General features: G+C 46.7%; 22 protein-coding genes and 4 tRNA genes. 13 read left to right on the top strand and 13 right to left on the bottom strand.

Annotation, left to right across the window (positions count from 1 at the left end):
* Window positions 1-170: 170 nt before the first annotated feature.
* From ACYRYY_RS09220 to ACYRYY_RS09205, 4 genes are all read right to left on the bottom strand, one after another.
* Window positions 171-243 (bottom strand) — tRNA-Gly (locus ACYRYY_RS09220).
* Between the two features lie 36 nt (window positions 244-279).
* Window positions 280-359 (bottom strand) — tRNA-Leu (locus tag ACYRYY_RS09215).
* Between the two features lie 13 nt (window positions 360-372).
* Window positions 373-445, bottom strand: a tRNA-His gene (locus ACYRYY_RS09210).
* Between the two features lie 22 nt (window positions 446-467).
* A tRNA-Arg gene (locus tag ACYRYY_RS09205) sits at window positions 468-541 on the bottom strand.
* Between the two features lie 237 nt (window positions 542-778).
* Here ACYRYY_RS09205 and ACYRYY_RS09200 point away from each other — a divergent pair.
* From ACYRYY_RS09200 to ACYRYY_RS09180, 5 genes are all read left to right on the top strand, one after another.
* Window positions 779-1573: a DUF72 domain-containing protein gene (locus ACYRYY_RS09200; protein WP_460215306.1), complete on the top strand. Its 795-nt coding sequence runs from the start codon at window positions 779-781 to the stop codon at window positions 1571-1573.
* Window positions 1560-2864: an aspartate aminotransferase family protein gene (locus ACYRYY_RS09195; RefSeq protein WP_460215305.1), complete on the top strand. Its 1305-nt coding sequence runs from the start codon at window positions 1560-1562 to the stop codon at window positions 2862-2864. Before ACYRYY_RS09200 ends, ACYRYY_RS09195 begins: the two co-directional genes overlap by 14 nt.
* Window positions 2839-3111 carry an EscU/YscU/HrcU family type III secretion system export apparatus switch protein gene (locus ACYRYY_RS09190; protein ID WP_460215304.1) on the top strand — a complete coding sequence of 91 codons (273 nt, stop codon included), beginning with the start codon at window positions 2839-2841 and terminating at the stop codon, window positions 3109-3111. The genes ACYRYY_RS09195 and ACYRYY_RS09190 overlap by 26 nt, the downstream gene beginning before the upstream one ends.
* 480 nt (window positions 3112-3591) lie before the next feature.
* Window positions 3592-4245: an acetate uptake transporter gene (locus ACYRYY_RS09185; RefSeq protein ID WP_460215303.1), complete on the top strand. Its 654-nt coding sequence runs from the start codon at window positions 3592-3594 to the stop codon at window positions 4243-4245.
* 175 nt (window positions 4246-4420) lie between these two features.
* Entirely contained in the window at window positions 4421-5056 is a 636-nt protein-coding gene (locus tag ACYRYY_RS09180) for an acetate uptake transporter (RefSeq protein ID WP_460216482.1), read from the top strand.
* Between the two features lie 117 nt (window positions 5057-5173).
* On the opposite strand, the gene ACYRYY_RS09175 is transcribed toward ACYRYY_RS09180, so the two are convergent.
* The 8 genes from ACYRYY_RS09175 to cysK all read right to left on the bottom strand — a co-directional run bounded on the left by ACYRYY_RS09175 (window position 5174) and on the right by cysK (window position 15985).
* On the bottom strand, window positions 5174-5524 hold the full coding sequence (locus ACYRYY_RS09175) for a response regulator (RefSeq protein WP_460215302.1): 351 nt from the start codon (window positions 5522-5524) through the stop codon (window positions 5174-5176).
* Entirely contained in the window at window positions 5517-6983 is a 1467-nt protein-coding gene (locus tag ACYRYY_RS09170) for a two-component system sensor histidine kinase NtrB (protein ID WP_460215301.1), read from the bottom strand. The genes ACYRYY_RS09175 and ACYRYY_RS09170 overlap by 8 nt, the downstream gene beginning before the upstream one ends.
* Before the next feature lie 70 nt (window positions 6984-7053).
* Window positions 7054-9678, bottom strand: a complete 2625-nt coding sequence (ppdK, locus tag ACYRYY_RS09165) for a pyruvate, phosphate dikinase (RefSeq protein WP_460215300.1) — start codon at window positions 9676-9678, stop codon at window positions 7054-7056.
* A 25-nt stretch (window positions 9679-9703) separates the two neighbouring features.
* The gene (gene glyS, locus ACYRYY_RS09160; protein WP_460215299.1) at window positions 9704-11767 is read right to left on the bottom strand and encodes a glycine--tRNA ligase subunit beta; all 2064 of its coding nucleotides are present in this window, start codon (window positions 11765-11767) and stop codon (window positions 9704-9706) included.
* Between the two features lie 260 nt (window positions 11768-12027).
* A complete protein-coding gene (gene leuD, locus ACYRYY_RS09155) occupies window positions 12028-12627 on the bottom strand; it encodes a 3-isopropylmalate dehydratase small subunit (RefSeq protein ID WP_460215298.1) in 600 nt (199 codons plus the stop codon).
* Window positions 12624-14018 carry a 3-isopropylmalate dehydratase large subunit gene (gene leuC / locus ACYRYY_RS09150; RefSeq protein WP_460215297.1) on the bottom strand — a complete coding sequence of 465 codons (1395 nt, stop codon included), beginning with the start codon at window positions 14016-14018 and terminating at the stop codon, window positions 12624-12626. The genes leuD and leuC overlap by 4 nt, the downstream gene beginning before the upstream one ends.
* Before the next feature lie 147 nt (window positions 14019-14165).
* A complete protein-coding gene (locus ACYRYY_RS09145; RefSeq protein ID WP_460215296.1) occupies window positions 14166-15035 on the bottom strand; it encodes a hypothetical protein in 870 nt (289 codons plus the stop codon).
* Window positions 15036-15043: 8 nt separating this feature from the next.
* Window positions 15044-15985 carry a cysteine synthase A gene (gene cysK, locus ACYRYY_RS09140; RefSeq protein ID WP_460215295.1) on the bottom strand — a complete coding sequence of 314 codons (942 nt, stop codon included), beginning with the start codon at window positions 15983-15985 and terminating at the stop codon, window positions 15044-15046.
* A 154-nt stretch (window positions 15986-16139) separates the two neighbouring features.
* On the opposite strand from cysK, the gene ACYRYY_RS09135 reads away from it, so the two are divergent.
* The 8 genes from ACYRYY_RS09135 (at window position 16140) to ACYRYY_RS09100 (ending at window position 23176) form a co-directional block, all read left to right on the top strand.
* Window positions 16140-17072 (top strand): molybdenum cofactor synthesis domain-containing protein, encoded by a 933-nt coding sequence (locus ACYRYY_RS09135; protein ID WP_460215294.1) that lies wholly within the window; start codon window positions 16140-16142, stop codon window positions 17070-17072.
* On the top strand, window positions 17047-17688 hold the full coding sequence (gene tmk, locus ACYRYY_RS09130) for a dTMP kinase (RefSeq protein ID WP_460216481.1): 642 nt from the start codon (window positions 17047-17049) through the stop codon (window positions 17686-17688). The genes ACYRYY_RS09135 and tmk overlap by 26 nt, the downstream gene beginning before the upstream one ends.
* Window positions 17685-18560 carry an AAA family ATPase gene (locus ACYRYY_RS09125; RefSeq protein WP_460215293.1) on the top strand — a complete coding sequence of 292 codons (876 nt, stop codon included), beginning with the start codon at window positions 17685-17687 and terminating at the stop codon, window positions 18558-18560. Before tmk ends, ACYRYY_RS09125 begins: the two co-directional genes overlap by 4 nt.
* On the top strand, window positions 18547-19269 hold the full coding sequence (locus ACYRYY_RS09120; RefSeq protein ID WP_460215292.1) for a PSP1 domain-containing protein: 723 nt from the start codon (window positions 18547-18549) through the stop codon (window positions 19267-19269). The genes ACYRYY_RS09125 and ACYRYY_RS09120 overlap by 14 nt, the downstream gene beginning before the upstream one ends.
* Window positions 19266-21206, top strand: coding sequence for a methionine--tRNA ligase (gene metG / locus ACYRYY_RS09115; RefSeq protein WP_460215291.1), 1941 nt, complete (start codon window positions 19266-19268; stop codon window positions 21204-21206). The genes ACYRYY_RS09120 and metG overlap by 4 nt, the downstream gene beginning before the upstream one ends.
* 244 nt (window positions 21207-21450) lie before the next feature.
* Entirely contained in the window at window positions 21451-22290 is an 840-nt protein-coding gene (locus ACYRYY_RS09110; RefSeq protein WP_460215290.1) for a TatD family hydrolase, read from the top strand.
* Window positions 22287-22649 (top strand): response regulator transcription factor, encoded by a 363-nt coding sequence (locus tag ACYRYY_RS09105; RefSeq protein ID WP_460215289.1) that lies wholly within the window; start codon window positions 22287-22289, stop codon window positions 22647-22649. Before ACYRYY_RS09110 ends, ACYRYY_RS09105 begins: the two co-directional genes overlap by 4 nt.
* Window positions 22650-22726: 77 nt before the next feature.
* The gene (locus ACYRYY_RS09100) at window positions 22727-23176 is read left to right on the top strand and encodes a universal stress protein (protein ID WP_460215288.1); all 450 of its coding nucleotides are present in this window, start codon (window positions 22727-22729) and stop codon (window positions 23174-23176) included.
* A gap of 71 nt (window positions 23177-23247) precedes the next feature.
* Here the strand turns inward: ACYRYY_RS09100 and ACYRYY_RS09095 are convergent, their stop codons facing one another.
* On the bottom strand, window positions 23248-23835 hold the full coding sequence (locus ACYRYY_RS09095) for a hypothetical protein (protein ID WP_460215287.1): 588 nt from the start codon (window positions 23833-23835) through the stop codon (window positions 23248-23250).
* Window positions 23836-23875 lie beyond the last annotated feature (40 nt).

Genomic DNA, 23875 nt, shown 5'->3' with positions numbered 1-23875 from the left:
ACTTCTCCTTAGATAAACGGATGGGATATCTTTTATATTTAATTTTAAGCTTTTATATAAAATGACAAAACAAAGCCTAAGGGGTTCCCCCGGCTTTGTAAGAATCCAAAAAAAATTGTCTGTGAGCTATACGGACTACTGCTGCGCTGAGATTTGAAAAGCGTGGGAAAAGCGGGTGACCGGGCTCGAACCGGCGACCTCAACCTTGGCAAGGTTGCGCTCTACCAACTGAGCTACACCCGCTTACAAAATCTATATTCGGCTTGATTCAGACACAAGTGCGAGTGGAGGGACTTGAACCCCCACGCCAAAGGCACTTGATCCTAAGTCAAGCGCGTCTACCATTCCGCCACACTCGCAAGGGCGAATAAGGGTGAGTGACGGGGATCGAACCCGCGACAACAGGAATCACAATCCTGTACTCTACCAACTGAGCTACACCCACCATATTATCCGTTCTTACTCAACGCGCTCAGGAGGACTCGAACCTCCAACCTACGGATTAGAAGTCCGTTGCTCTATCCTGTTGAGCTATGAGCGCTCTGTTACAGGAAACAAGCTTTTATCAAAACGATGGAGAAAAGTCAACATTTTTTAAAGGGATCAGAAAATTAATCGGAATATTAATATGAACGCACTGCTTCGGCGGCAACATTTCCCTTGCCTAGCAGGCTAAAAAGCAATACCTTGCAATGAATGCGCCTCCGGGCTGAAAAGGGGGGCGCAAAATTCCAAGAATATACTATGGGTATATAAAAATATTTTTACGAGGTCAAAATTGCTACTGGACGGCACACCTATATATATAGGAACAAGCGGATACAAACATGACGACTGGGTCGGAACACTTTATCCCCAGCATCTTAAAAACGAGCAGTTCCTCGACTATTACGCAAACAGCTTCGGGCTGAATTTTGTTGAGATAACATACCCTTTTTATGCAATACCCACAGTTGAGACAACAGAAAGAATAGCAGAAAACGGCGGAGACAGCCTTCACTACTCCGTGCGTCTGTTTAAGGATTTCCTTAAGGAAAGACTGGACAGAGTCAAGGTACGTGAGTTTAAAGAAGGCATAAAGCCTCTTCTTGATACAGGCAGAGTAAAATGCTGGCTTGCTGATTTTCACCATACATTCAAGCCGTCCAAAGAAAATCTCGAAAGGATACTCCGGCTCAGAGACAGCTTTTCAGAACTTCCTTTCTTCGCTGAACTCCCAAGGGGATGGCACAGAGAAAAACAGATAGACGACCTGAGAAACAATGCCATAGGTCTGGTCGTGGCTGACATGCCCCGCAACCCCAACCTTCCTCCCTTTATTCCCTGCGCACCGAACCAGAGGGCTTATTTCCGCCTGTACGGCAGAAACAAGAAATGGGTTCTGCCTGCAAAAAAAGTTCTGGACTACAGCTATGTAAAACCGGAACTTCAGGAAATAAAAGACGGCATATCCACAGTTACGGCAGTATCAAAAGAGGTGTTCGTGTCCTTCTGCAACGTTGCAAAGGCGCAGGGGGCATTCAATGCAAAATATTTTGCCAGAATGGCGGAAGAAAGCGATGAGTCTCTTTGACAGATACAAAGAGACCTTTCCCCTCTCCGCAGCGGAATACGCAAAAGCCTGCGGGCTTTTCCCCGGAGGAGTCTGCCACGACATAAGAAGATTTGATCCCTTCCCCTTTGTAACAGACAGTGCGGAGGGAGCATATCTCCAGACAATAGACGGCGTAACTCTACTTGACCTATGGTGCGGTCACTACGGCAATATACTGGGGCACGCAAGCCCTGAAACAGCCGCTGCACTCCGTGAAGCAGCGGAAAACGGCACCCACACTGGCACACTGAACGAACAGCAGATAAAACTTGCATGCCTTATAAAAAGCGCAGTTCCGGAAATGGAACTCATGCGTTTCTGCACCTCCGGCACTGAAGCCACAATGTACGCCGTACGCACGGCAAAGGCTCACACCGGACGGGAACTTGTAGTCAAGATCGAAGGAGGATGGCACGGCGCCAACTCCGAACTTTCATATGACATAAAGCCCCCTTTCAACAGACTTACCGGAAAGGGAGGAACTATCTCTCTCCCATTTAACAATATGGAAGCAACCGCAGACGTCCTTGAAAAAATAGGCGACAATGCAGCCGCTGTAATAATAGAGCCGGTGATCGGAGCAGGCGGCGGAATACCTGCTAAGAAAGAATACCTTCAGCTTCTCCGTGATTTCTGCGACCGTACCGGAACTGTACTGATTTTTGATGAAGTCATAACGGGCTTCCGCTTCCGTTTCGGCAGCATTTCCCCGCTCATAGGCGTTACTCCTGATATGTTTACCATGGGAAAAATAATCGGCGGCGGACTTGCAATCGGCGCATACGGCGGAAAAAAAGAGATAATGCAGACAATAACCGAGAAAAAAATCGTTGTGGGCGGCGGCACATTCTCCGCATCTCCCGTAACAATGAACGCAGGTTTCAACACCCTTTCAACACTTAAAAATGCTGACTACGAAACGCTCAATGCCCAAGGAAACACCATCAGAGAGAGACTGAAAAAGTCTGTAGCCAGATACACCCATAAAGCCTGCGTGACCGGCTTCGGCTCATTTTTCTTTGTACACTTTCTTAATGAAGTTCCGCAGGAAGTCACCTGCCGTCCGTCCAGACTCCTTCCTGTGATGGATGCAGAAACTGACAGGCTCTTCAAAATTGCCATGATACTTAACGGCGTCTTCACTATGCATTCAGGCGGCGCACTGAGTTTTTCACACCTGCAAACTGCGGGAGTGTCCGATATAATAATCAAAGCATACGAAGACTCTCTGGAGGCCGTTTTCGATGAAGGAAGGAAAGCTCTTCCGTAAAAAAGCCGCCGCAATCGGTTATGACCCTGCCAAGGACAAAGCGCCCCGTCTTCTCGCCAAGGGTGCAGGTATCGTAGCGGAAAAAATCATTGAAAAGGCAAAAGAGCATGATATCCAGATAAAAGAAGACAAAGACCTTGTGGAAGTTCTGGCAACGCTGGATATCCATGAAGAAATCCCTGAAAACATGTATAAAACCGTTGCACAGCTCCTCGCCGAAATCTACCGAATAAATTCCAGACTCTGAGCCATCCTGTCTTTTCACACTCTTTTAACCGTCTTTCTCTCTATTTATAACTTATTATATAACTGATTTATAATCTAAAAGCATACTGAAACGGTTCATATCTGTTATTCATTTTTAATAAACTTATTTCATAATACGACAACAAATATCAAAAACGTATCAAGCCTCTGAACGCCTGTTTTCAACATTAATTTTTTAGAACATTATTTATATTATAATTTACACCAGTTTTGTTAATTTTAAATTAATAATAAATTATGTTAAAATATTTAACAAAAATAATAGTAACTTATGGTAATTTTATTTATAAAGAACATAGTTATAAATATACAATATGTACGCATAGCCCTTTATATCGCTGAAATTTGCTATTGCGCTGTGTTTTCATATACTATATACACAGAAAAAATAATAATTCATTGTTCATAACTTATTAAATCGGTCGGATTTAATGTCTTAATTATAGAATGGAGGTTCACTATGGCAAAACAGGAATTGACCAAGCAGATCTCACCCGCTGATGCGGTGAGCAAAAAAGTAAGCGAGGCTGCTACCTTCGCCGAAACAGTAATCAAAGACACCACTGCAAATCCCGCTCCTCTCGGACTCATGGGATTCGGACTCACCACAATCCTTCTCAACCTTCACAACATCGGACTCTTCGGATTGGGAAGTATGATTCTTTCTATGGGTATTTTCTACGGCGGTATAGCTCAGATAATTGCCGGAATCATGGAATGGAAAAAGAAAAACACTTTCGGCACTGTTGCCTTCACATCATATGGTTTTTTCTGGATAACACTTGTAGGGCTCATAGTTTTCCCCAAGTTCGGCTTTGCTGAAGCTCCGGATGCAACTGCTATGGCAGCTTTCCTTTTCTTCTGGGGATTCTTCACCCTTATCCTCTTCCTCGGAACTTTTAAAATGAACTACGCAATGATCGCCATTTTCGGCTCACTCACTGTTCTTTTCTTTCTCCTCGCTGTAGGCGATATGACAGGAAACCCCACTATTAAAACCATTGCCGGATATGAAGGCATAGTCTGTGGCGCTCTTGCTGTTTACACAGGCGCAGCACAGATCCTTAACGAAATATACGGACGTGAAGTTCTTCCCCTGGGAGCCTTCGAGTAATATTATGGACTACACCAGACTGGAAACCGGACCCCTTGATTTCGCCGGATGGACTGTGAATATTCGCCTTGGAAAAGGCACGGTCACAGATCTGCATGGCAATAATGTCGCAGGGTTCAGCGTTACCGGTGATGGCGGAATCATCCTTGAGCATGGTTCCGCAAAATATGCGGATATGGCATTAATTGCACTGCGCTCCTTTGTCAGGGAGCGCGCCATATCAGCACTGGTTCAGGCAGAAACAGCCATCAAAGACAACACAGCAAACCCCGCCCCCCTCGGACTCATGGGATTCGGACTCACAACAATTCTGCTGAATCTCCACAACATCGGTCTTTTCGGGCTGGGCAGCATGATAATCGCCATGGGACTTTTCTACGGCGGTGCAGCGCAGATCATTGCCGGAATGATGGAGTGGAAAAAGAAAAATACCTTTGGTACAGTAGCATTCATTTCTTACGGATTCTTCTGGATAACACTGGTGGGAATCCTCACATTCCCTAAATTCGGGCTTGGAGAAGCGCCGGATGCAAACGCTCTTTCATCCTTCCTGTTCTTCTGGGGATTTTTTACGCTTATACTTTTTATAGGAACATTCCGGATAAGCCGTGCGCTTACCGTTGTGTTTTTTCTCCTTACCCTTCTTTTCTTTATGCTCGGAGCAGCAGATATGCTGGAGAGTGCAGCGCTTAAAACGGCAGCAGGCTTTGTAGGAGTAATCTGCGGACTATCTGCTGTTTACACCGGAGCGGCACAGATACTGAGCGAAATATATGGAAAAAATATTCTTCCTATCGGAGAGTTTAAATAGAAAAATTAATGAATCTTTTAAGGGGATCTCTGTCTTGTTTCTATACAATGAAGACATAATCTTCCGTGTTACCCCTTACACGAAAAAAGCCGCCCTGCGCCGGGCGGCTTTTTACATTTATATGTAATCACTTACTTTTTTAAGAATCACTTCCGGCTTTTTTGCCTTAGTCAGGTATTCATCAGCGTAGAGTGAGGAAAAGTTTCTTTTATACTGCTCATAGGCAGTCAGAAGGAACACTGGAAGTTTCTCGTTTGCTTCCTTTACCTCTTTGAGTATATCCAGCCCGCTTTTTCCGGGCATGTTAACATCCAACAAAACCAAATCAGGCAGCCCCGCACTGAGAGCAATAAGCGCCTGTTCACCGTCCATCGCAACCTGGACCTCATATCCGTTACTTTCAAGCAGTTCGCTGTAGTATTGAATAATACCCTTGTCATCATCCACAAGCAGTATTTTTTTAGTCATCTAATCCTCCGGTTTTCGGCAGAATAAGGGAAAAAACCGCACCTGAACTGTCATTTGAGACGGTTATCTCTCCGCCGTGAGCTGTCATAATTTTTTTGGAGAGTGATAGCCCAAGCCCGGTGCCTTCCTGCTTACTGGAGTGGAAAGGTTCAAAAATCTTCTCCATCTCACCGTCAGGGACACCGCCCCCCGTATCTTTTATATAAAGTATAATCGTTTCCGAACTTTCTTCAGCACTTATTTTTAAGTCGCCGCCGCTCGGCATTACCTGAATAGCATTTATGATAACATTTATCAACACCTGAATAAATCTGTTTCTGTCTGCATAGACAGTAACTTCAGGGTCTATGGACTTGCTTACATGTATCATTCCAATACTGATATTTTCTGAAAGAAGCTTCAAAGTTTCATTAACTACTTTATCAAGATTAATCTTTTCTATTCTGAGGTCAACATTTTTGGAGTAATCCAGAATCTCCGTCACGAGGTCTTCAAGCCTCGACACTTCCGACTGGATCATTGTGATATAGTTATCCATACGGGGATCAGAACCAAAGGCGGCGAGCCTTTTTGCGAAACCGCCTATGGCAACCAGAGGGTTTTTAAGCTCATGCGCCACGGTAGCCGCAAGCATTCCCATTTTTACAAGATCCTTAGATACGTAGTCTACCTTTTCAAAGTCTTCCTCGTAAGTTTTGAGGCGTATAAGCTCCCCCCGCATATTAGCGTTGCTGATCGCTATGGAGCATAAATTAGAATAAAACTGGAGTGTTGCTTCTGCTTTACCGGAGTATTTTCCGCCTGTGGCAACTACAACCCCGACCGCCTTACCGTCCATTCCGATAAGAGGGCAGGCATATGATTCGCCCTTGAGGCAGTCACGCATGCTCTTCCAGTCGTCTATTTCGTCAAGGTCAATCATTTTGCATCTGCCGAAATACATAACATCCGAAAGGGGGCTTTTTTTACTGAATCTTATCTTTCTGCTGCGAAAGCGTGCTTTCTTTCCCTTCTTGCTCTCGCTCCTGCTTGCGTAGACAAGCCCCCGAAGCTCAAGCAAAATCTCATTAAGCAGAAAAATACCGACACAGTCAAAAACAGGGGTGGCAACAATCATTCTTGCGAGTTCGTTCAGTACATTATCTATGCTTTCCCCGCTGACTATACTGCCCAGAAGATCCGCTCTTCTGGCACACTCGGCAGGGAATTCTTCTTTTATGCTCCGGCAGTAAAGGTTAACGGCATCGGCTATAATGCCCTTGGCTTTCTCCGCCCTGCAGTTTCCTTTATAAAAAAGAATACAGGCAAAGCCTTCTCCTTTTACCTCAAGGGTATGGTCTCCGGAAACTGCGCTTCCTTTCATAACAAAAGTTTTAGCGTCAAAAAATACAGTGCAGGAAACAATACTGATACTGAGAGAGTTCTCAAGAAGGCGGATAAAGTTAGCATCCGGAGTCATAAAGCACGACCTGAATCATAATAGAGAATTTAATTGAAAAGGGGGCATAAAGCCCCCTGTAAATTTGTTATCAGCCCTTAAGAGCAGCGTGAGCGGCAGCAAGTCTCGCCACAGGAACTCTGTAGGGAGAGCAGCTTACATAGTTAAGCCCTGCTTTCTGGCAGAAAGCTATTGAATCGGGGTCACCGCCATGTTCACCGCATATTCCGGTTTTAAGGTCCTTCCTTACGGAACGTCCCTTAGTTACACCCATTTCCACAAGCATTCCAACGCCTGACTGGTCGATGGATACGAAAGGATCTTCTTTGAAAATACCCTTTTCCACATACTGAGGAAGGAATTTGCCAGCATCGTCACGGCTGATGCCGAGAGTTGTCTGGGTAAGGTCATTTGTTCCGAAAGAGAAGAACTGAGCATGCGCCGCAACTTCGTCCGCTGTGAGAGCGGCTCTGGGAAGCTCTATCATTGTTCCCACGAGGTAGTCAACCTTAACGCCTGTTTTCTCCATGACTTCGGCAGCCACGTTTTCCACAAGCTCTCTCAGTTCTTCAAGTTCTTTATAGTGTCCCACAAGGGGTATCATTACTTCGGGTATTACGTTCACTCCCTCTTTTTTAAGTTTGCATGCAGCCTCGAATATGGCGTATGCCTGCATCTCGTATATTTCAGGGAACGTAATTGCAAGACGGCAGCCCCTGTGTCCGAGCATGGGGTTGAACTCATGAAGTTCCTGCGCCTTTCTCTTAAGAGCATCAAAGGCTATGCCTGATGCCTTGGAGACTTTTTCCACATCCTCGTCAGTGTGAGGGATAAACTCATGAAGTGGCGGGTCAAGAAGCCTGATTGTAACAGGAAGCCCTTCCATGGTTTTGAAGAGACCTTCAAAGTCTTCCTTCTGGTACGGCTTAACTTTTTCAAGAGCCTTCTTGCGTCCGTCAACATCGGAGGCGAGAATCATCTCACGCACTGCATCGATCCTGTCACCGTCGAAAAACATGTGTTCTGTACGGCAGAGGCCTATACCTTCCGCTCCGAAATCACGGGCAACCTGTGCATCGTGGGGAGTATCAGCGTTGGTTCTCACGCCGAGTGTACGGAATTCATCCGCCCATTTGAGTATTTCTGCGAACTCGCCGGAAAGCGAAGGTTCGATAAGCTCGATCTGACCGAGAATGACTTCACCTGTAGTTCCGTTGATTGTGATGTAGTCGCCTTCTTTAATAAGATGACCGCCCACAGTGAATTTTCTGCCTTTATCGTCAATGTTGATTGCGCCGCAGCCTGCAACGCAGCATTTGCCCATGCCTCTTGCCACAACAGCAGCGTGGCTTGTCATACCGCCTGTTGCGGTAAGGATACCCTGAGCAGCGTGCATTCCGCCTATATCTTCGGGAGAAGTTTCCTTTCTCACAAGGATAACAGCCTCACCTCTCTGCGCCCAGCTTTCAGCCTCTTCAGCGGTGAAAACAGCCTTACCCACCGCAGCACCGGGTGAAGCGGGAAGCCCCTTCGCCACAGAGTCATAGGATGATTTGGGATCAATCATCGGGTGGAGAAGCTGGTCAACCTGCTGGGGAGCCACACGGAGAACCGCAGTTTTCTTATCGATAAGACCTTCCTTGAACATGTCATAGGCTATCTTAACGGCGGCTTTGGCTGTACGTTTTCCTGAACGTGTCTGGAGCATGTACAGCTTGTTTTTCTCTATTGTAAATTCGATATCCTGAACATCTTTATAATGTTTTTCAAGGGTCTGATAAACTTTCTCAAGCTGGTCAAACGCTTCAGGCATAATGGTTTTAAGCTCTATTATAGGGTTAGGGGTTCTGATTCCCGCAACAACATCCTCACCCTGGGCATTTATAAGAAATTCGCCAAAGAACTCCTTATCGCCGGTTGATGGGTTTCTTGTGAAAGCAACGCCTGTTCCGCAGTCATCACCCATGTTGCCGAATACCATAGCCTGAACATTCACACCTGTTCCCCATTCATGAGGAATCTTGTTGATTTTTCTGTAGGTTTTCGCTCTCTGGTTGTTCCATGACTCAAACACGGCATTAACCGCAAGCTTAAGCTGCTCTTTGGGTTCCTGAGGGAAATTCCTTCCTGTTTCAGTTGAGACAACGTCCTTATACTGCTCAACAAGCTTTTTCAGGTCTTCCGCATCAAGCTTGGTGTCCTCGTCAACGTTCTTAGCTTTTTTCATGTCAGAGAGAAGTCTCTCAAACTTGCCGTGGCTTACGCCGAGAACAACATCGCCGAACATCTGGATGAATCTTCTGTAAGAGTCATAGGCAAAACGCTCACTACCGGATGAAGAGGCAAGCCCTTTAACCGTTTCGTCATTAAGACCAAGGTTAAGAACTGTATCCATCATCCCGGGCATTGACACCCTTGCGCCTGAGCGCACAGAAACAAGCAGAGGAGAGCCGATGTCTCCGAATTTTTTGCCCACCGCAGCCTCAAGTTTGCCCATTGCTTCAAGCATCTGGTCTGACAGTCCTTCAGGATACTGCTGATTATTCGAGTAGTATTCTACGCAGGCTTCCGTCGTGATTGTAAAGCCGGGAGGAACAGGGATGGAGATATTTGTCATCTCAGCAAGTCCGGCTCCTTTTCCGCCGAGAAGCTCCTTGTCGGTTCCTTTGCCTTCGGCTTTTCCGTTGCCGAAGAAATACACCCATTTTTTAGACATTAAGTAACCCCCAGTATATTGTGGTTTAAGCTAATTTTGAAAGGTCTCCAGCCAGTCCGAATATATTTCTAAGACCGGTGAGGAGGCTGAGTCTGTTGTTTTTCACTTTTTCATCATCCGCCATTACCATGACAGCTTCAAAAAATGCGTCAACAGGTTTGCTGAAAGCCATGAGCCCGCTGAGAGCAGCCTCAAAATCTTCCTTATTAATAAGCTCCGAGGTTGCCTGCTTTTTCTCTGCAAGCAGGTCTGCAAGAGCTTTTTCTTCATCTTTCTCAAAAAGGGCGGGGTTAACGGCGTCCGAGTTCCATTCCTGTTTCTTTAAGATATTGTTAATACGTTTGTAACCCTGTGAGATCACTGCGAATTCCGCACTGCTTCTGTACTTGGCGAGGGCACGGGCAGCTTTTTCAATCGTGATCACATCCGCTGAAAGCCCGCTGACCGCGTCAAAGCATTCTCCATCCACACCTTCAGCGGCGAGAAGCTGCTTGAGCCTCTGGAGGATAAATTCCTTAACAGAGACGGCTGTTTTTTCAGCATCGAACTTAACCGCATCCGCAAGGACAGACAGGCTTTTTTCAATGAGCCTGTCAAGGTTAAGTCTGTATCCTTTGGTTCTGATAATCTGTAAAATGCCTATTGTGCTGCGGCGCAGTGCATAGGGGTCGTTGCTTCCGCTGGGTATAAGCCCGATGGAAAAGCATCCGCAAACAGTGTCAAGCTTGTCCGCCATGGAGACAAAAGAGCCTTCGGCGGTTTCGGGAAGCTGATCCCCTGCGAAGCGGGGAAGATAATGTTCAAAAATTGCCTGAACAACACCGGAGTTCTCTTTCTGGAGTGCGGCGTATTCTCTTCCCATTATACCCTGAAGTTCGGGAAATTCATAAATCATTTCACTGAGCAGATCCGCCTTGCAGAGATACGCTGCTCTGTCTGTAGTGTCTTTAACACTCTTGTCAAGGGTATCAGCAAGATAAGCCGCAACAGCCCTGAAGCGTTCCATCTTGGCATATGATGTTCCGAGCTTTTCCTGATATACAACTTTTTTCAGCTCTTCAGTTCTCTGTGAAAGAGGAACTTTTATATCGTTCTCATAGAAGAATTTAGCATCTGTGAGCCTTGCACGGAGAACCCTTTCGTACCCTTTGCGGATAAGCTCTGTGCTTGCGGGCTCTGTGTTTGAGATGCCTATGAAATAGTTGAGAAGCTTGCCGTTTTTATCGTTTACATAGAAGTATTTCTGGTGATTTTTCATGGAAGTGATAAGCACTTCGGGGGGGAGCTTGAGAAAGTCCTCTGAAAAGCTGCCGAGAACAGCCACAGGAGCTTCCACAAGGTTGCTCACCGTATCGAGGAGGTCAGGGTCAACATCCACACAAAAGCCGTGTTTCTCCTCAAGGGCTTTTATCTGCGTCGCAATCTGCTCCCTGCGGCTTTCCGTGTTAACAGTGACACGGGCATCAGCAAGGGCTTTTATGTAGCCGGCAAAATCTTTTACCTCAAAGCGTGAGGGGCACATTATTCTGTGTCCGTAGGTGTATCGGTCTGCGCTGATGCCGTCTATTTCAAATGGAAGAAGCTCTCCTCCGAAAAGAGACACAAACCAGTGTATGGGGCGGGCAAAACGGAAGTCGTTACTTCCCCAGCGCATTGATTTCTGAAAAGGAATCGACTTGATAATGCGGGGTACGAGGTCTTTAAGCACTTCAGAGGTTTCTATACCTATGGAGCGCTTGACTCCTGAGATGTATTCGCCTTTTTCTGTCTTTGTGCGCTTAAGGTCTTCAGACTTGATGCCTTTCGAGGATGCAAACCCCTGTCCGGCTTTGGTGAGTCCGCCTTCTGTGTCATAGGCTATGGAAGCGGGAGGACCCATTATAAATTCCTCGGAATCCGCCTGCTTTTCAGCCATTTCGGTAACATAAACATACATTCTTCTCGGTGTTCCGTCAGTTGTGACAGAGCCGTAGGATATGTTATGTTCCTTAAGCTGTTTTTCAAATTCATTTTTAAGAAAGTCACAGGACTTGCCGATGAACCCTGCGGGAATTTCCTCGCTGCCTATCTCAAGAAGGTAATAAGACATTCTTCACCCTTTTATCTGCCGATTTATTTTTATACGCAATTTATCATTTTTCAGACAATCCAACCTTTATATAACTTCAAATACCGCTTTTCAAGCAAATAATCCTGTTTTTTTGCCTAAAGGAGAAGAGCATGGAGCAAAAAAGAAACCCTTTCTCCGTTTAAAACAAAGAAAGGGTTTGTTTAATTTTTTAAGTTATTGCCTCTTATCGGATTAACCGCACACCGGACTTATCAGGAGTCCGCTGATGCAGAGCAGGGCTAAAACCTGTAAGCAAGCTTCGCCTCAAGTTCCTTAACCTGATCTTTTCCGGAGAGAAGCTGCGCCAGCGAGTCATATGTGCAGTCAAGGAAAGCCTTTCTCGCCCCGTCCTTTATTCCGACACTGTAAGTTTTGCCGCCCGCCGTGAGGGTTCTTGCCTCAACATCAAGCATAAATTCTGACTTAGGGTCTTTTTTCACCAGTGCCATAAGCTCCGCTCTTTCAGCATCGGGCAGCGTAACGCAGACAATGCCGAGTGTTGTGGAGTTGCCGAAGAAAATCTCTGCAAAGCTTCCTGCGATAATTACGTCATATCCGGCACGGATGATAGCCTGCGGAGCATGCTCACGGGATGAACCGCAGCCGAAGTTATTACCGCTTATTATAAATCTCGCACCCTTGTACTCAGGAGCATCCACAGGGTGTCCGAGGGGTTTGCCGCCTTCGCCGAAACGCTCATCAAAGAAAAGCGCAAGCCCGAGACCGTCAAATGTCACACATTTAAGGTATCTGGCGGGTATAATCCTGTCCGTGTCTATATCATCTCCGGCAACGGGAACAGCAGTTCCTTTAACCTGTTTTATCGCTTCAAGTTTCATTTAACACCCCCGAAGATTTTTCTGCAGTCGGTTATGCAGCCTTCAACAGCCGCAGCAACTGCCATAACAGGACTTACAAGCAGTGTCCTGCCTGTGGAGGAGCCCTGACGTCCTTTGAAGTTTCTGTTTGACGTGGATGCGCTTATCTGGTCGCCCTTGAGCCTGTCGGGGTTCATGGCAAGGCACATTGAGCAGCCGGGCTCACGCCATTCAAAACCTGCTTCAGTGAAGATAGCATCCAGCCCTTCCTTCTCCGCCAGAGCCTTGACTTCGTAAGAACCGGGTACGGCAAGCGCTCTCACATGGGAAGCCACTTTGCGTCCCTTGAGGTATTTAGCCGCCATGCGGAAATCTTCGATGCGTCCGTTTGTGCAGCTTCCGATAAAGCAGACATCTATCTTTTTGCCTTCCATCTTATCGCCGGCACCGAACTTCATATATTCAAGTGCTTCCTTCATAGTGTCATTCTTAGGTGCGGGAATAGATTCGGAAATGCCTATGCCCTGTTCAGGGTTGATTCCCCATGTCACCATAGGCTCAATCTCTGATGCTTCAAAAACAACAACATCATCGTACTCGGCATCAGGATCAGAGGCTATGCTCTTCCAGTATTCTTTGCGTTTTTCAAACTCTTCGCCTTTGGGGGCGTAGGGTCTGCCCTTAAGGTACTCGAAAGTCACCTCATCGGGATTGATGTAGCCCACCCTTGCTCCGCCTTCAATAGCCATGTTACAGAGGGTCATTCTGGCTTCCATGCTCATGTTTTCCACTGCTTCGCCGCAGAATTCATAAGCATAGCCAAGACCGCCGTTTACACCGAGCTTGCGGATAACATAGAGGATTACGTCTTTGGATGTAACCATTTCTCCAAGCTTTCCTTTTATCTCAACTTTTCTCACCTTGAAGGGAGAGATAGTCATTGTCTGAGTAGCAAGGACATCACGCACCTGACTTGTGCCTATACCGAAGGCTATTGCTCCGAAAGCACCGTGAGTAGCGGTGTGTGAGTCACCACAGGCAACTGTCATGCCCGGCTGAGTGAGCCCCTGCTCCGGTCCGACTATATGCACAACACCCTGTGCGCCGGATTCAGGATTAAAAAACTGTATGCCGAATTCTTTGGTATTTCTTTCTATAGCCTGCATCATCTCCTCTGCCATAGGATCGGCAAAGGGACGCTCACGCCCGTCAGTGGGGATAATGTGGTCGCAGGTTGCGTATGTCCTGTCAGGGTAAGCGACTTTAAGCCCAAGCTCTCTGAGCATCGCAAATGCCTGCGGACTGGTTACTTCATGGATAAGGTGCAGCCCGATGAAAAGCTGGGACTGACCGCTGGGAAGCTCACGAACGAGGTGTTTTTCCCATACTTTCTGAAACAGATTTCTGCCCATGTATATGCTCCTTTTAACAAGTTGGTATGCTGTGATTTATGCCGGACACACCCTGTGCCGACAAACAACAGGATATGATCCTGATGAACAAATGTAAAGGATAAAGTTTGGTTTTGCTGAATTTTGTTTAGCGATGTTTGAACCGGTCTATTTCCCTTCAAAAACTTCGCATTCAGCTTCAAGGTTGAAATACAGGTTAAGTATTCCGCTGAATTTCGGGTTTGATTCAAACATACCGAGCGTAAGCCCTATTTCCGCCTGATTATTAAAGGGTGTGGATTTCAGATAGGAAACAGCACAGCTCCGCACGGCATCGGGCGATGCGGCAAGCTCCGTCAGAAAACATTCAGGACTGCGGATCAGAGTCAGGGCAAGGGCGGAGTAGTATCTGTCCAGAGCGTCCTCCTCCAGCGGAAGGCGTGAGAGACGGAGAAAGCTTTTCACCTGCGCCCTGTTTTTGCAGAGGAACACTTCGGGGTAGTATTTACTGTATGCCGTCTCTGTTTCAGAGGGGGAAAGGCGGGCAAAGTTATCAAAAAGGAAGGAGAAGTCAAACTTCCCTGTGACCTTTTCATCAAAAGCACAAAGGGGCGAGGCATCGTAAACATCGGCAAGGGGCGCATAAGCCTCTTCCTTAAGGAAGGCAGCAAGGCTCTCATCAAACTCACCTTCATCCGCTTCGGTATCTGTCAGGCGGAAAAACACGCACCCCTGAACATCATCCTGTGATGATGCCAGCTCCGCCATGAACACCTCAGGGCATTTCAAAAAATTTTCCTTTAATGCCCCTGTGTATATACGTCCTTCCTCATACCCGTAAATAACTTTTGAGAGGGCAAGAAAACCCTTCACAGAAGCTTTTGAGCCGCAGTCAACGGGATTGCTTCCGAAAAATGCGCTCAGCTCCTCACCTATAACGGCAGATGCCTGCGAATAAAACTGCCCGAAAACATCTTTCTCTGCCGCTGTGGCAGTTAATGAGCAAAAAATGAGGAAAAGAACAAAAACAGCACGCATACAGCCTCTTAAAAAATATTAGCGGATAAATATCTCTCCCCTGAATCAGGGAGAATGATTACGATTGTTTTTCCTTTGAGCTCCAATTCCTTGGCGGCGGCATCAGCGGCGCATACCGCAGCACCGGATGATATTCCTGCGAGGATGCCTTCCTCCGTTGCCAGTTTCTTTGTCCACTCGTAAGACTCTTCATCAGTGACAGTCACAACCTTGTCGAGCAGTTTCACATCAAGGGTTTTCGGGATGAATCCCGCACCTATACCCTGAATTTTGTGGGGTCCGGGGACTATGGGCTTCCCTGCGAGAAACTGTGTAATTACCGGACTGCCCGAAGGCTCAACACCGACAGCGAGAACATCTTTTTTCTTATCAAGCTTGAGATACTGGGCAATCCCTGTGATTGTTCCGCCCGTGCCGATGCCGGAGACCACCATGTCCACCTTGCCGTCTGTATCGTCCCAGATTTCAACGCCTGTTGTTTTTCTGTGTATGGCGGGGTTAGAGGGGTTTTCAAACTGCTGGGGCAGGTAATATTTGTCCGGCTCATTTTTGGCAAGCTCAACAGCCTTGTCCACTGCGCCCTTCATTCCAAGATTTCCGTCAGTGAGGATACATTCCGCACCGAAGGCGTTCATAAGCATCCTGCGTTCAACACTCATGTTGTCAGGCATGATAAGAGCAACCTTTATACCCATAGAAGCCCCTGCGTAGGCAAGCCCTATGCCTGTGTTTCCGCTGGTGGGCTCGATTACAGTCATGCCTTCTTTAAGCACTCCCGCCGCCAGAGCATCCCACAGCAGTGCGGCACCTATCCTGCACTTAACAGAGTAAGCGGGGTTGCGCCCTTCTATCTTTGCGAGGAAGATGTTATCTGATCCGGCGCATATTTTATTAAGCCTCACAAGAGGCGTATTCCCGATGGAGGCGGGGTTGTTTTCAAACACTCTCATTTAATCACTCCTTCAAGGTTGATTGACATTAGGAACTTAATTCTTTATTTTGCATTTAAATTTAAAAAAATAAAAGTTTTTACTTTTGTTTTCCCTCAGACTACATAAATTCAGCATTCAGGAAGATTTATTTTGACATCCGGAGGAATATAAAATGTCAGGCAAAATTCATTCAATAAATATCAGCGAGAAAAAGGGTGTACAGAAGACACCGGTTCAGTCTGTTGAGATTGTAAATGATTTCGGAATCAGCAACGATGCCCACGCAGGCAAATGGCACAGACAGGTTAGCTTCCTCGCTCAGGAAAGCATTGATAAGATGGTGGCAAAGGGGCTGAATGTAAAAGGCGGCGACTTTGCGGAAAACATCACAACTATCGGTGTTGACCTCGTGTCCATGAAAGTCGGCGAGAGACTTAAGATAGCTGATGTTGAGTTTGTGATCTCCCAGCTCGGCAAGCTCTGCCACAACAGATGCGCCATCTACCACGCCGCAGGTGACTGCGTTATGCCCCGTGAGGGAATTTTCGGCGTTGTTAAAGGCAACGGCGAAGTCAAACTCGGCGACACTGTGGAAAAACTCCCCAAGGAAAGCATAACTGTTGCTGTTGTGACCTTGAGCGATAAAGGCAGCAAGGGCGAACGTGTGGATGAAACCGGACCCGCTCTCATAGAAATGGTTAAAAAAGAACTCAACCCCTCATTCACAAGGCTTGAACTCATTCCTGATGAGGTTGACCAGCTTAAGAACATCATAAAATACCTTATAGATATTCAGGGTTTTGACCTTGTGATAACCAACGGCTCCACAGGGCTCTCACCCAGAGACATAGCACCTGACACCACCCTTGAAATGATAGAAAAACGCCTCCCCGGCTTCGAGGAAGCAATGCGCATGGAAAGCTTTAAAAAGACCCCCCACGCACTTTTATCAAGAGCCGTTTGCGGAACAAGAAAAGACAGTATAATATTAAACGTGCCGGGAAGTCCTAAGGGTGCTCTTGAGAACCTTGAGGTAGTGATAAAAGCACTTCCCCACGCCATAAAAAAACTTCAGGGGGATACGGCTGACTGCGCAGCGAAATAACGGACTCTACATAGCCCTTGACGGAATAGACGGCTGCGGAAAGAGCACACAGTGCCTTAAGCTTGCCGAATATTTCGGCTCACAGGGGCGCAAGGTGCTTCTCACCCGTGAACCGGGCGGAACGGAAATAGGAGCCGAGCTCAGGGCGAGGCTTCTTTCCAGCAAGTATGACCTTGAGCCGGAATCGGAGATGATGCTTTTCTTCGTGGACAGGCTTGAGCATCTCACAAAGAAAGTCATACCCGCACTTGAGGAAGGGATGGTGGTGATAAGCGACCGCTTCACCGCCTCAACCTATGCTTATCAGGTTTTCGGACGTGGAATACCGGAAGGTGTTTACTCGTCCCTTGAACATATTGCGCTGAAAACAGTGCCCGATATAGCTCTTATACTAGACAGCGAGCCCATCACCTGCATAACAAGGGCAAAGGCAAGGCTGATAGAAGACGGCAAAGAGGAATCCGAAGGGAAGTTCGAGCAGCTTTCCTATGAGTTTTTCCGCAATGTGCGCAACGGCTTTCTCACCTTCGCAGAGCGCAACGGCTATGTCCGCATAGTTGACGGTCTGGGCACAGCGGATGAAGTGTTTGCCCGTGTGCTGAATAATATAAGATGAGATACACCGGTCATAAAAGGGAAAGGGAAATATTCTCAAAAGCCCTGGATTCAAAAAAACTTGTACACGCATACATTTTCTCCGGCAAGGAGAGCTGCGGCAAAAAGCTCCTTGCCCGTGAGATAGCCAGATCACTTTTCTGCGGCTGTGCTCTTTTTGAGGAATCAGCCTCACGCCACTCCGCTCAGGTTGATGCCCTCAACCACCCTGATCTCCACATGTTTGAAGATGATTCCATACCCATAGAAAAAGTGCGCAAAATAGGCGAAACAGCCTACATGAGCCCTCACTCTGCAAACCATAAGGTTTTCATAATAGACAACGCACACAACATGCGCACCGAAGCCTCAAATGCTTTTCTTAAAACCCTTGAGGAACCCGGCGAAAACACGGTGTTTTTTCTCATTACCGATAAATACGACCGTCTGCTCCCCACCATACGCTCAAGATGCGTGCATATAGAATTTTCCAGATTAAGCGATGATGAGGTAGTTTCAATCATACAAAAGCTCCGTCCGGATGTCTCAAATTATGAAGCGGCAGTTAAACTTGCCGCAGGTTCCGTGGCGCAGACACTTTATTTTCTGGACAACAACGCCTCCGAAAAGTGGATGCTGTTTGAAGAACTAAGCGGCGAAAAGCTTTATAAACGTCTGGAAAGTCTGAAAGAAAAAGACGATATAAGAATCTTCTGCTCCGTGCTTTACGGATTCATTCTCGAAAAATACAGAGAGACGGGAAAACCTGTTCTGCTTGAGTTTTCAAACTATTTACTGGATATTTTGCAGAGGCTTAACTATAATGTTAATCTTGATATTTTCAGGTTTGACCTGTTCACGAAAATAACAGAGGTTCTAATTGAAAGAGATTGAAGTTACCGGAGTGGCGTTTAAGCCCGCCGGAAAAATATATGACTTTTTATCCTGCGGGATAGAGGCGAAACACGGGGAACACGTTGTTGTTGAGACGGAAAAAGGCGAAGATATTGCAGCTGTAATCCTTTCTCCACGCCCCATGGTTATCAAAAACATGGATGACATGAAAAAGGTTATCCGCAAGGCAACAGACGAAGACTATGTCAGACGTGCCAAAAACATTGAGGAAGAACCCGCAGCATTTGCCGAATGCAAGGAGCTGGTGGTAAAACATGAGCTTGATATGAAGCTCCTTAAGGCCGAATACACGCTGGACAGAAGCAAGCTCACCTTCTTCTTCACATCAGACGGCAGGGTGGATTTCCGTGCCCTTGTACGTGATCTTGCCCGTGTGTTCCGCACCCGTATCGAGATGCGTCAGGTCGGCGTCAGGGATGCAACCAAAATGCTCGGCGGTTTCGGACTCTGCGGAAAAGAATTCTGCTGCTCCACATTCCTTAGAAAATTCGACAATATTTCCATAAAAATGGCAAAGGACCAGAACCTTATACTCAACCCCACCAAAATATCAGGGGTTTGCGGAAGGCTTATGTGCTGCCTGCTCTATGAAAAGGAATCATACGCCGGAATCATAGATGAAAACGGCAACACGGCAAAGATTGAGTTCGCACAGGGCAAGGCGGAAGACGAAGGAGGAAACATATGACAAAACAGCCGTTTTATATCACAACACCGATTTACTACGTTAATGACGTGCCCCACATAGGTCACGCATATACGACGGTTGCGTGTGATGCTGTTTCCCGCTTTAAACGCCTTACAGGAAATGAGGTTTTCTTCCTTACCGGAACAGATGAGCATGGTCAGAAGATTGAACAGGCAGCAGAAAAAAAAGGGATCACCCCCAAGGAACTCGCTGACGGAGTGGTTCAGAGATTTGCCGGACTCTGGGAAAAACTCAATATATCAAACGACAGCTTCATCCGCACCACAGACCAGATACATAAAGACTCCGTGCAGAAGCTCTTTAAAAAAATGCAGGAAAACGGTGACATATACTTAGGTCATTACGAAGGCTGGTACTGCACTCCTTGCGAAACCTACTGGACAGAGACTCAGCTTCTGGACGGAAACTGCTGCCCATCCTGCGGGAGAGCAACAGAAAAACTGAAAGAACCTAGCTACTTCTTCCGTATGAGCAAATACGGAGACGCTCTTCTTAAACATATTCAGGATAACCCTGATTTCATAAAGCCCGAATCAAGACGCAACGAAATAATCTCGTTCATCAGAGAAGGTCTTAAGGATCTCTCCGTGAGCCGTGTATCCTTCAAATGGGGAATACCTGTGCCTGATGATTCGGAACACGTTATCTACGTATGGATTGATGCACTTACAAACTACATTACCGCCCTCGGCTACAAGGACGATGCGGAAAACTATAAAAAATTCTGGCCCGCCACATACCATGTGGTAGGGAAAGATATTCTCCGTTTCCACACGGTTTACTGGCCTACAATGCTTATGAGTGCAGGGCTTCCCCTGCCTAAGAGCGTGTTTGCCCACGGCTGGTGGACAGTGGAAGGGCAGAAGATGTCCAAATCCCTCGGCAACGCAATCGACCCTTACTGGCTCGCCGATACCTTCGGAGTGGATGCCATAAGATATTTCCTGCTCCGTGAAGTACCCTTCGGGCTGGACGGAGACTTCTCCTTCAAGGCGCTTATTCACCGCATTAACGGAGACCTCGCAAACGATCTGGGCAACCTGCTTAACCGTACTCTGGGGATGCTTACCCGATATTTCGGCGGTGTTCTGCCTGAATACAAAACAGGCGATCCGCTGGATGATGCTATGGATGCAAAAATTGACTCTGTTTTTGCAGAGGTTGAAAAGCACCTCGACACACTGGCATTCAACAAAGCACTTATCAGCCTTTGGGAGCTGGTGAGCGCATTTAACAAATATATTGATGATACTGCTCCCTGGGCTCTTGCAAAAGACGAAGCGAATAAAGACAGGCTCGGTTCTGTTCTCTATAAAATTCTTGACGGCGCACGGCTTATCGCCACTTTGATCTCACCCTTTATGCCCGAAACGGCAAAAAGCATGCGTGTTCAGCTTGGTCTTGAACCGGAAATCACTCCTGCGCCAATCGAAGAGCTTAAGAAAACAGGCGGAATGAAAGCGGGCGCACTGCTTGATAAGCCAGAACAGCTTTTCCCCAGAATAGACGAAAAGGAAATGCTTGAAAACATACAGAAAACCCGCACTCCTGAGCCCAAGAAAGAAGAGGCAAAGCCGGAAGCAATATCCGTTGCCATAGAATTTGCCGATTTTCAGAAAGTTGCACTGAAAGCAGGAAAAATCCTTGATGCTGAAAAGGTTGAGAAGAGCGAAAAGCTTCTCAGGCTTAAAGTGTCTCTGGGAGAAAACAGCGAAAGAATAATTGTGGCAGGCATCGCAAAGAGCTATGCCCCTGAAGAGCTCAAAGGAAAAACAGTTGCGGTGGTTGCAAACCTTAAGCCTGCCAAGCTCATGGGAATCACGTCTGAGGGTATGGTTCTCGCCGCTTTTGACGGAGAGCGTCATCACGTTATGATACTCCCCGATGGAATTGAGGCAGGAACACCCATAAAATAGTATGTCACGTCAGGCGGTTTATCCGCCTGCAACAGATGGAATAACGCCGTGCGAAGCGAAGGGCAGTTTACCTGCCCGCGAGCGTGTCAGCAAACTGACAGGATGTGCAGTTTGCTGTATCAACATGATACTGCTTATCAACAATATTGACACAAACTTATAAATAAAATAATCTGTCTTTCAGGGCTTGATTTCACTGAGTCCTGACTGCATCTTAACAAAAACAACAGGAACAGATTATATAATGATTGCAAAAAAAAACTCGCCGGAACACACGGCTTTTCTGGATAAACTGACCGCCTTTGAAGGCTTTTTCACCGATTCACATGCTCATCTGCACATGTCGCCCCTGGTTGAAGAGGCGGATGCAGTTATGGAAAGAGCCGCACAGCACAAGATAAAGCGGATAGTAACCATAGGCATAGACATTGAAGACAGCAGAAATGCTGTCGGCTTTGCCGGCAGATACGATAATGTTTACGCATCTGTCGGTGTGCATCCCCATGATACAGCCGGCTTTCCTGAAAACGGTATGGAAAGCCTGCGGGAACTTCTCAAGGCTCCCAAGGTATTAGCACTGGGTGAAATCGGTCTGGATTTTTTCTATGACCACTCCCCCAGAGAAACTCAGGAAAAGTGCTTTGCCTCATTTCTCGGACTTGCAAACGAAACGGGAACACCCGTAATTATACACAACAGAGATTCCACCGCCCGCCTGATTGAAATAATGAAGGCGGAACTGCCCGCAAGGGAGAAAAACGGTATTATCCACTGCTTCAGCGGTGATACCGACCTGATGCGCTTTGCCATTGATAACGGATTTTACATCTCCTACGCAGGAGTTGTAACCTTTCCCAAGTCGGATGAGCTGCGCCGATCCCTTGCATTTGTACCGAAGGAAAGGCTGCTCATCGAAACAGATGCGCCGTACCTTGCGCCTTCTCCATACAGAGGCAGAACAAACGAACCGGCATACACAGTCTACACGGCAGAAACAATAGCCGCAGAGACGGGTATGACACTGGAGGAAACGGCGGAGCTTCTGGAAAACAATTTTCAGTCACTTTTCGGGGACAGGTTATGAAAAAGAAAATTTTGATTGTTGAAGACAACAAATACGAGAGAGAAGGTCTCGCATCACTGCTTTCTGAGCAGAATTATGATGTAGACACTGTTGAAAACGGGCGTTTTGCACTGGATAAACTTCACGAAACAGAGTTTGACCTTGTGGTGACTGACCTAATGATGCCCGCCACGGACGGACTCCAGTTCCTTCATAAACTAAGAAACAACGGAAGCAGCGTGCCTGTTCTTGTGATAACCGGAAATGAAAATATGGAGAACATGCTCTCAGCTTACCAGCTCGGCGCTCTGGACGTTATATACAAGCCGTTTGCCTTCAGTGAGCTGATGGATGTTATCAAAAGAGTAATTCCTGCATGATTTAGTCTTTCCTAACTGTCCACCGGGGTATATAATAGATTTATATTAATAATTTATTATGTATAAGGAGGACAGCGATGATAAAGATCAAAAAAATCCTTTACCCCACAGATTTTTCGGAACCCTCTAAGGTTGCGCTCGAATATGCCGCAGAGCTTGCGAAGCAGTTCGGTGCAGAACTTGAAATACTCCATGTTATGTTTGATGAAACACAGGTGGTTTCCTTTTATCTGCCGCAGGTGACTATGCAGTCTCTCTCCACTGACATTGAAACAGGCTCGTCAAAACAGCTTGATGAATTCATCAAAAACCAGACGGTGCTTCAGGGTATAAACTACACAACAAAACTGATAAAAGGCACTCCCTTTATCGAAATCAACAAGTATGCCAAGGAAACCGGGGCGGACATGATAGTTATCGGAACCCACGGCAGAACAGGGCTTGACCATGTTCTCTTCGGTTCAACCGCTGAAAAGGTTGTCCGTAAGGCTCCATGCCCGGTGTTTACAGTCAGACCCGAAGAATAAAAAGGCAGGTTTCCCTGCCTCAAGTAATACTCATATACAGCCGGATGCTTTTTACAGCATCCGGTTCTTTTTTACTCTATCTCCACTGAATCAAGTATCCTGGAAGCCAGTTCCCCCAGCTTTTCCTCATTGCCGTCATAACTGATCGCTATGTGCTTAAGTGTTCTGCCGTTTGAAAAGCTCAATGCTTCAACGACTATCTTCTGCCCTCTGGCATTTGCTGCCCCCTGAAGGAGCCAGCCGGAAATACCACTCTTCTGCAATGGTTTTATCTCATACTGAAAACTGTCGGCGGCGCCGGAGTTTTTTATCTTGTTCACTAAATCATTAGTAAAAGCCTCTCCGTTCAGCCCATCAGAAGTTTCAACAGACAGCACCGTGAGCCCGAAAGTATCCAGAGAAAACTGATGAACGCTTTGGGCTGTGACATTGTCTGCAATATCCGCCGCATGTGAAACATCCTTCATCATATCAGGAGCAAGTATTGTGATCCCTGTTCCTTCTATCTCTTTTTTCTGCCAGTTCTGCGCAAGCACAATGTCTGCTATGCTTTTATCCGTTTTCATTGATTTGCTAAAATGCCTGAAAGCCCCTGCTCCTGCATAAACTGCAAGAACAACAGCGGCAATCACCACAACTGTTTTTATCATTCCGTTCAAAATCATTCCTCCGCTTTCTCTATGAGTATTTTTACCCTAT

The sequence above is a fragment of the Geovibrio sp. ADMFC3 genome (assembly GCF_054687035.1).
Note: the sequence above shows the minus strand (reverse complement) of the source record. Positions and strands in the feature narration are given on the sequence as shown.

Excerpts from the sequence above, each read along its gene's own strand:
- metG (WP_460215291.1), top strand. The coding sequence starts at position 19,266 with ATGACAAAACAGCCGTTTTATATCACAACACCGATTTACTACGTTAAT.
- glyS (WP_460215299.1), bottom strand. The coding sequence starts at position 11,767 with ATGTCTTATTACCTTCTTGAGATAGGCAGCGAGGAAATTCCCGCAGGG.
- leuC (WP_460215297.1), bottom strand. The coding sequence starts at position 14,018 with ATGGGCAGAAATCTGTTTCAGAAAGTATGGGAAAAACACCTCGTTCGT.
- ACYRYY_RS09170 (WP_460215301.1), bottom strand. The coding sequence starts at position 6,983 with ATGACTCCGGATGCTAACTTTATCCGCCTTCTTGAGAACTCTCTCAGT.
- ACYRYY_RS09105 (WP_460215289.1), top strand. The coding sequence starts at position 22,287 with ATGAAAAAGAAAATTTTGATTGTTGAAGACAACAAATACGAGAGAGAA.
- ACYRYY_RS09125 (WP_460215293.1), top strand. The coding sequence starts at position 17,685 with ATGAGATACACCGGTCATAAAAGGGAAAGGGAAATATTCTCAAAAGCC.
- ACYRYY_RS09145 (WP_460215296.1), bottom strand. The coding sequence starts at position 15,035 with ATGCGTGCTGTTTTTGTTCTTTTCCTCATTTTTTGCTCATTAACTGCC.
- ACYRYY_RS09185 (WP_460215303.1), top strand. The coding sequence starts at position 3,592 with ATGGCAAAACAGGAATTGACCAAGCAGATCTCACCCGCTGATGCGGTG.
- leuD (WP_460215298.1), bottom strand. The coding sequence starts at position 12,627 with ATGAAACTTGAAGCGATAAAACAGGTTAAAGGAACTGCTGTTCCCGTT.
- ACYRYY_RS09100 (WP_460215288.1), top strand. The coding sequence starts at position 22,727 with ATGATAAAGATCAAAAAAATCCTTTACCCCACAGATTTTTCGGAACCC.
- ACYRYY_RS09110 (WP_460215290.1), top strand. The coding sequence starts at position 21,451 with ATGATTGCAAAAAAAAACTCGCCGGAACACACGGCTTTTCTGGATAAA.
- ACYRYY_RS09195 (WP_460215305.1), top strand. The coding sequence starts at position 1,560 with ATGAGTCTCTTTGACAGATACAAAGAGACCTTTCCCCTCTCCGCAGCG.
- ACYRYY_RS09135 (WP_460215294.1), top strand. The coding sequence starts at position 16,140 with ATGTCAGGCAAAATTCATTCAATAAATATCAGCGAGAAAAAGGGTGTA.
- cysK (WP_460215295.1), bottom strand. The coding sequence starts at position 15,985 with ATGAGAGTGTTTGAAAACAACCCCGCCTCCATCGGGAATACGCCTCTT.
- ACYRYY_RS09180 (WP_460216482.1), top strand. The coding sequence starts at position 4,421 with ATGGCATTAATTGCACTGCGCTCCTTTGTCAGGGAGCGCGCCATATCA.
- ACYRYY_RS09175 (WP_460215302.1), bottom strand. The coding sequence starts at position 5,524 with ATGACTAAAAAAATACTGCTTGTGGATGATGACAAGGGTATTATTCAA.
- ACYRYY_RS09190 (WP_460215304.1), top strand. The coding sequence starts at position 2,839 with ATGAAGGAAGGAAAGCTCTTCCGTAAAAAAGCCGCCGCAATCGGTTAT.
- ppdK (WP_460215300.1), bottom strand. The coding sequence starts at position 9,678 with ATGTCTAAAAAATGGGTGTATTTCTTCGGCAACGGAAAAGCCGAAGGC.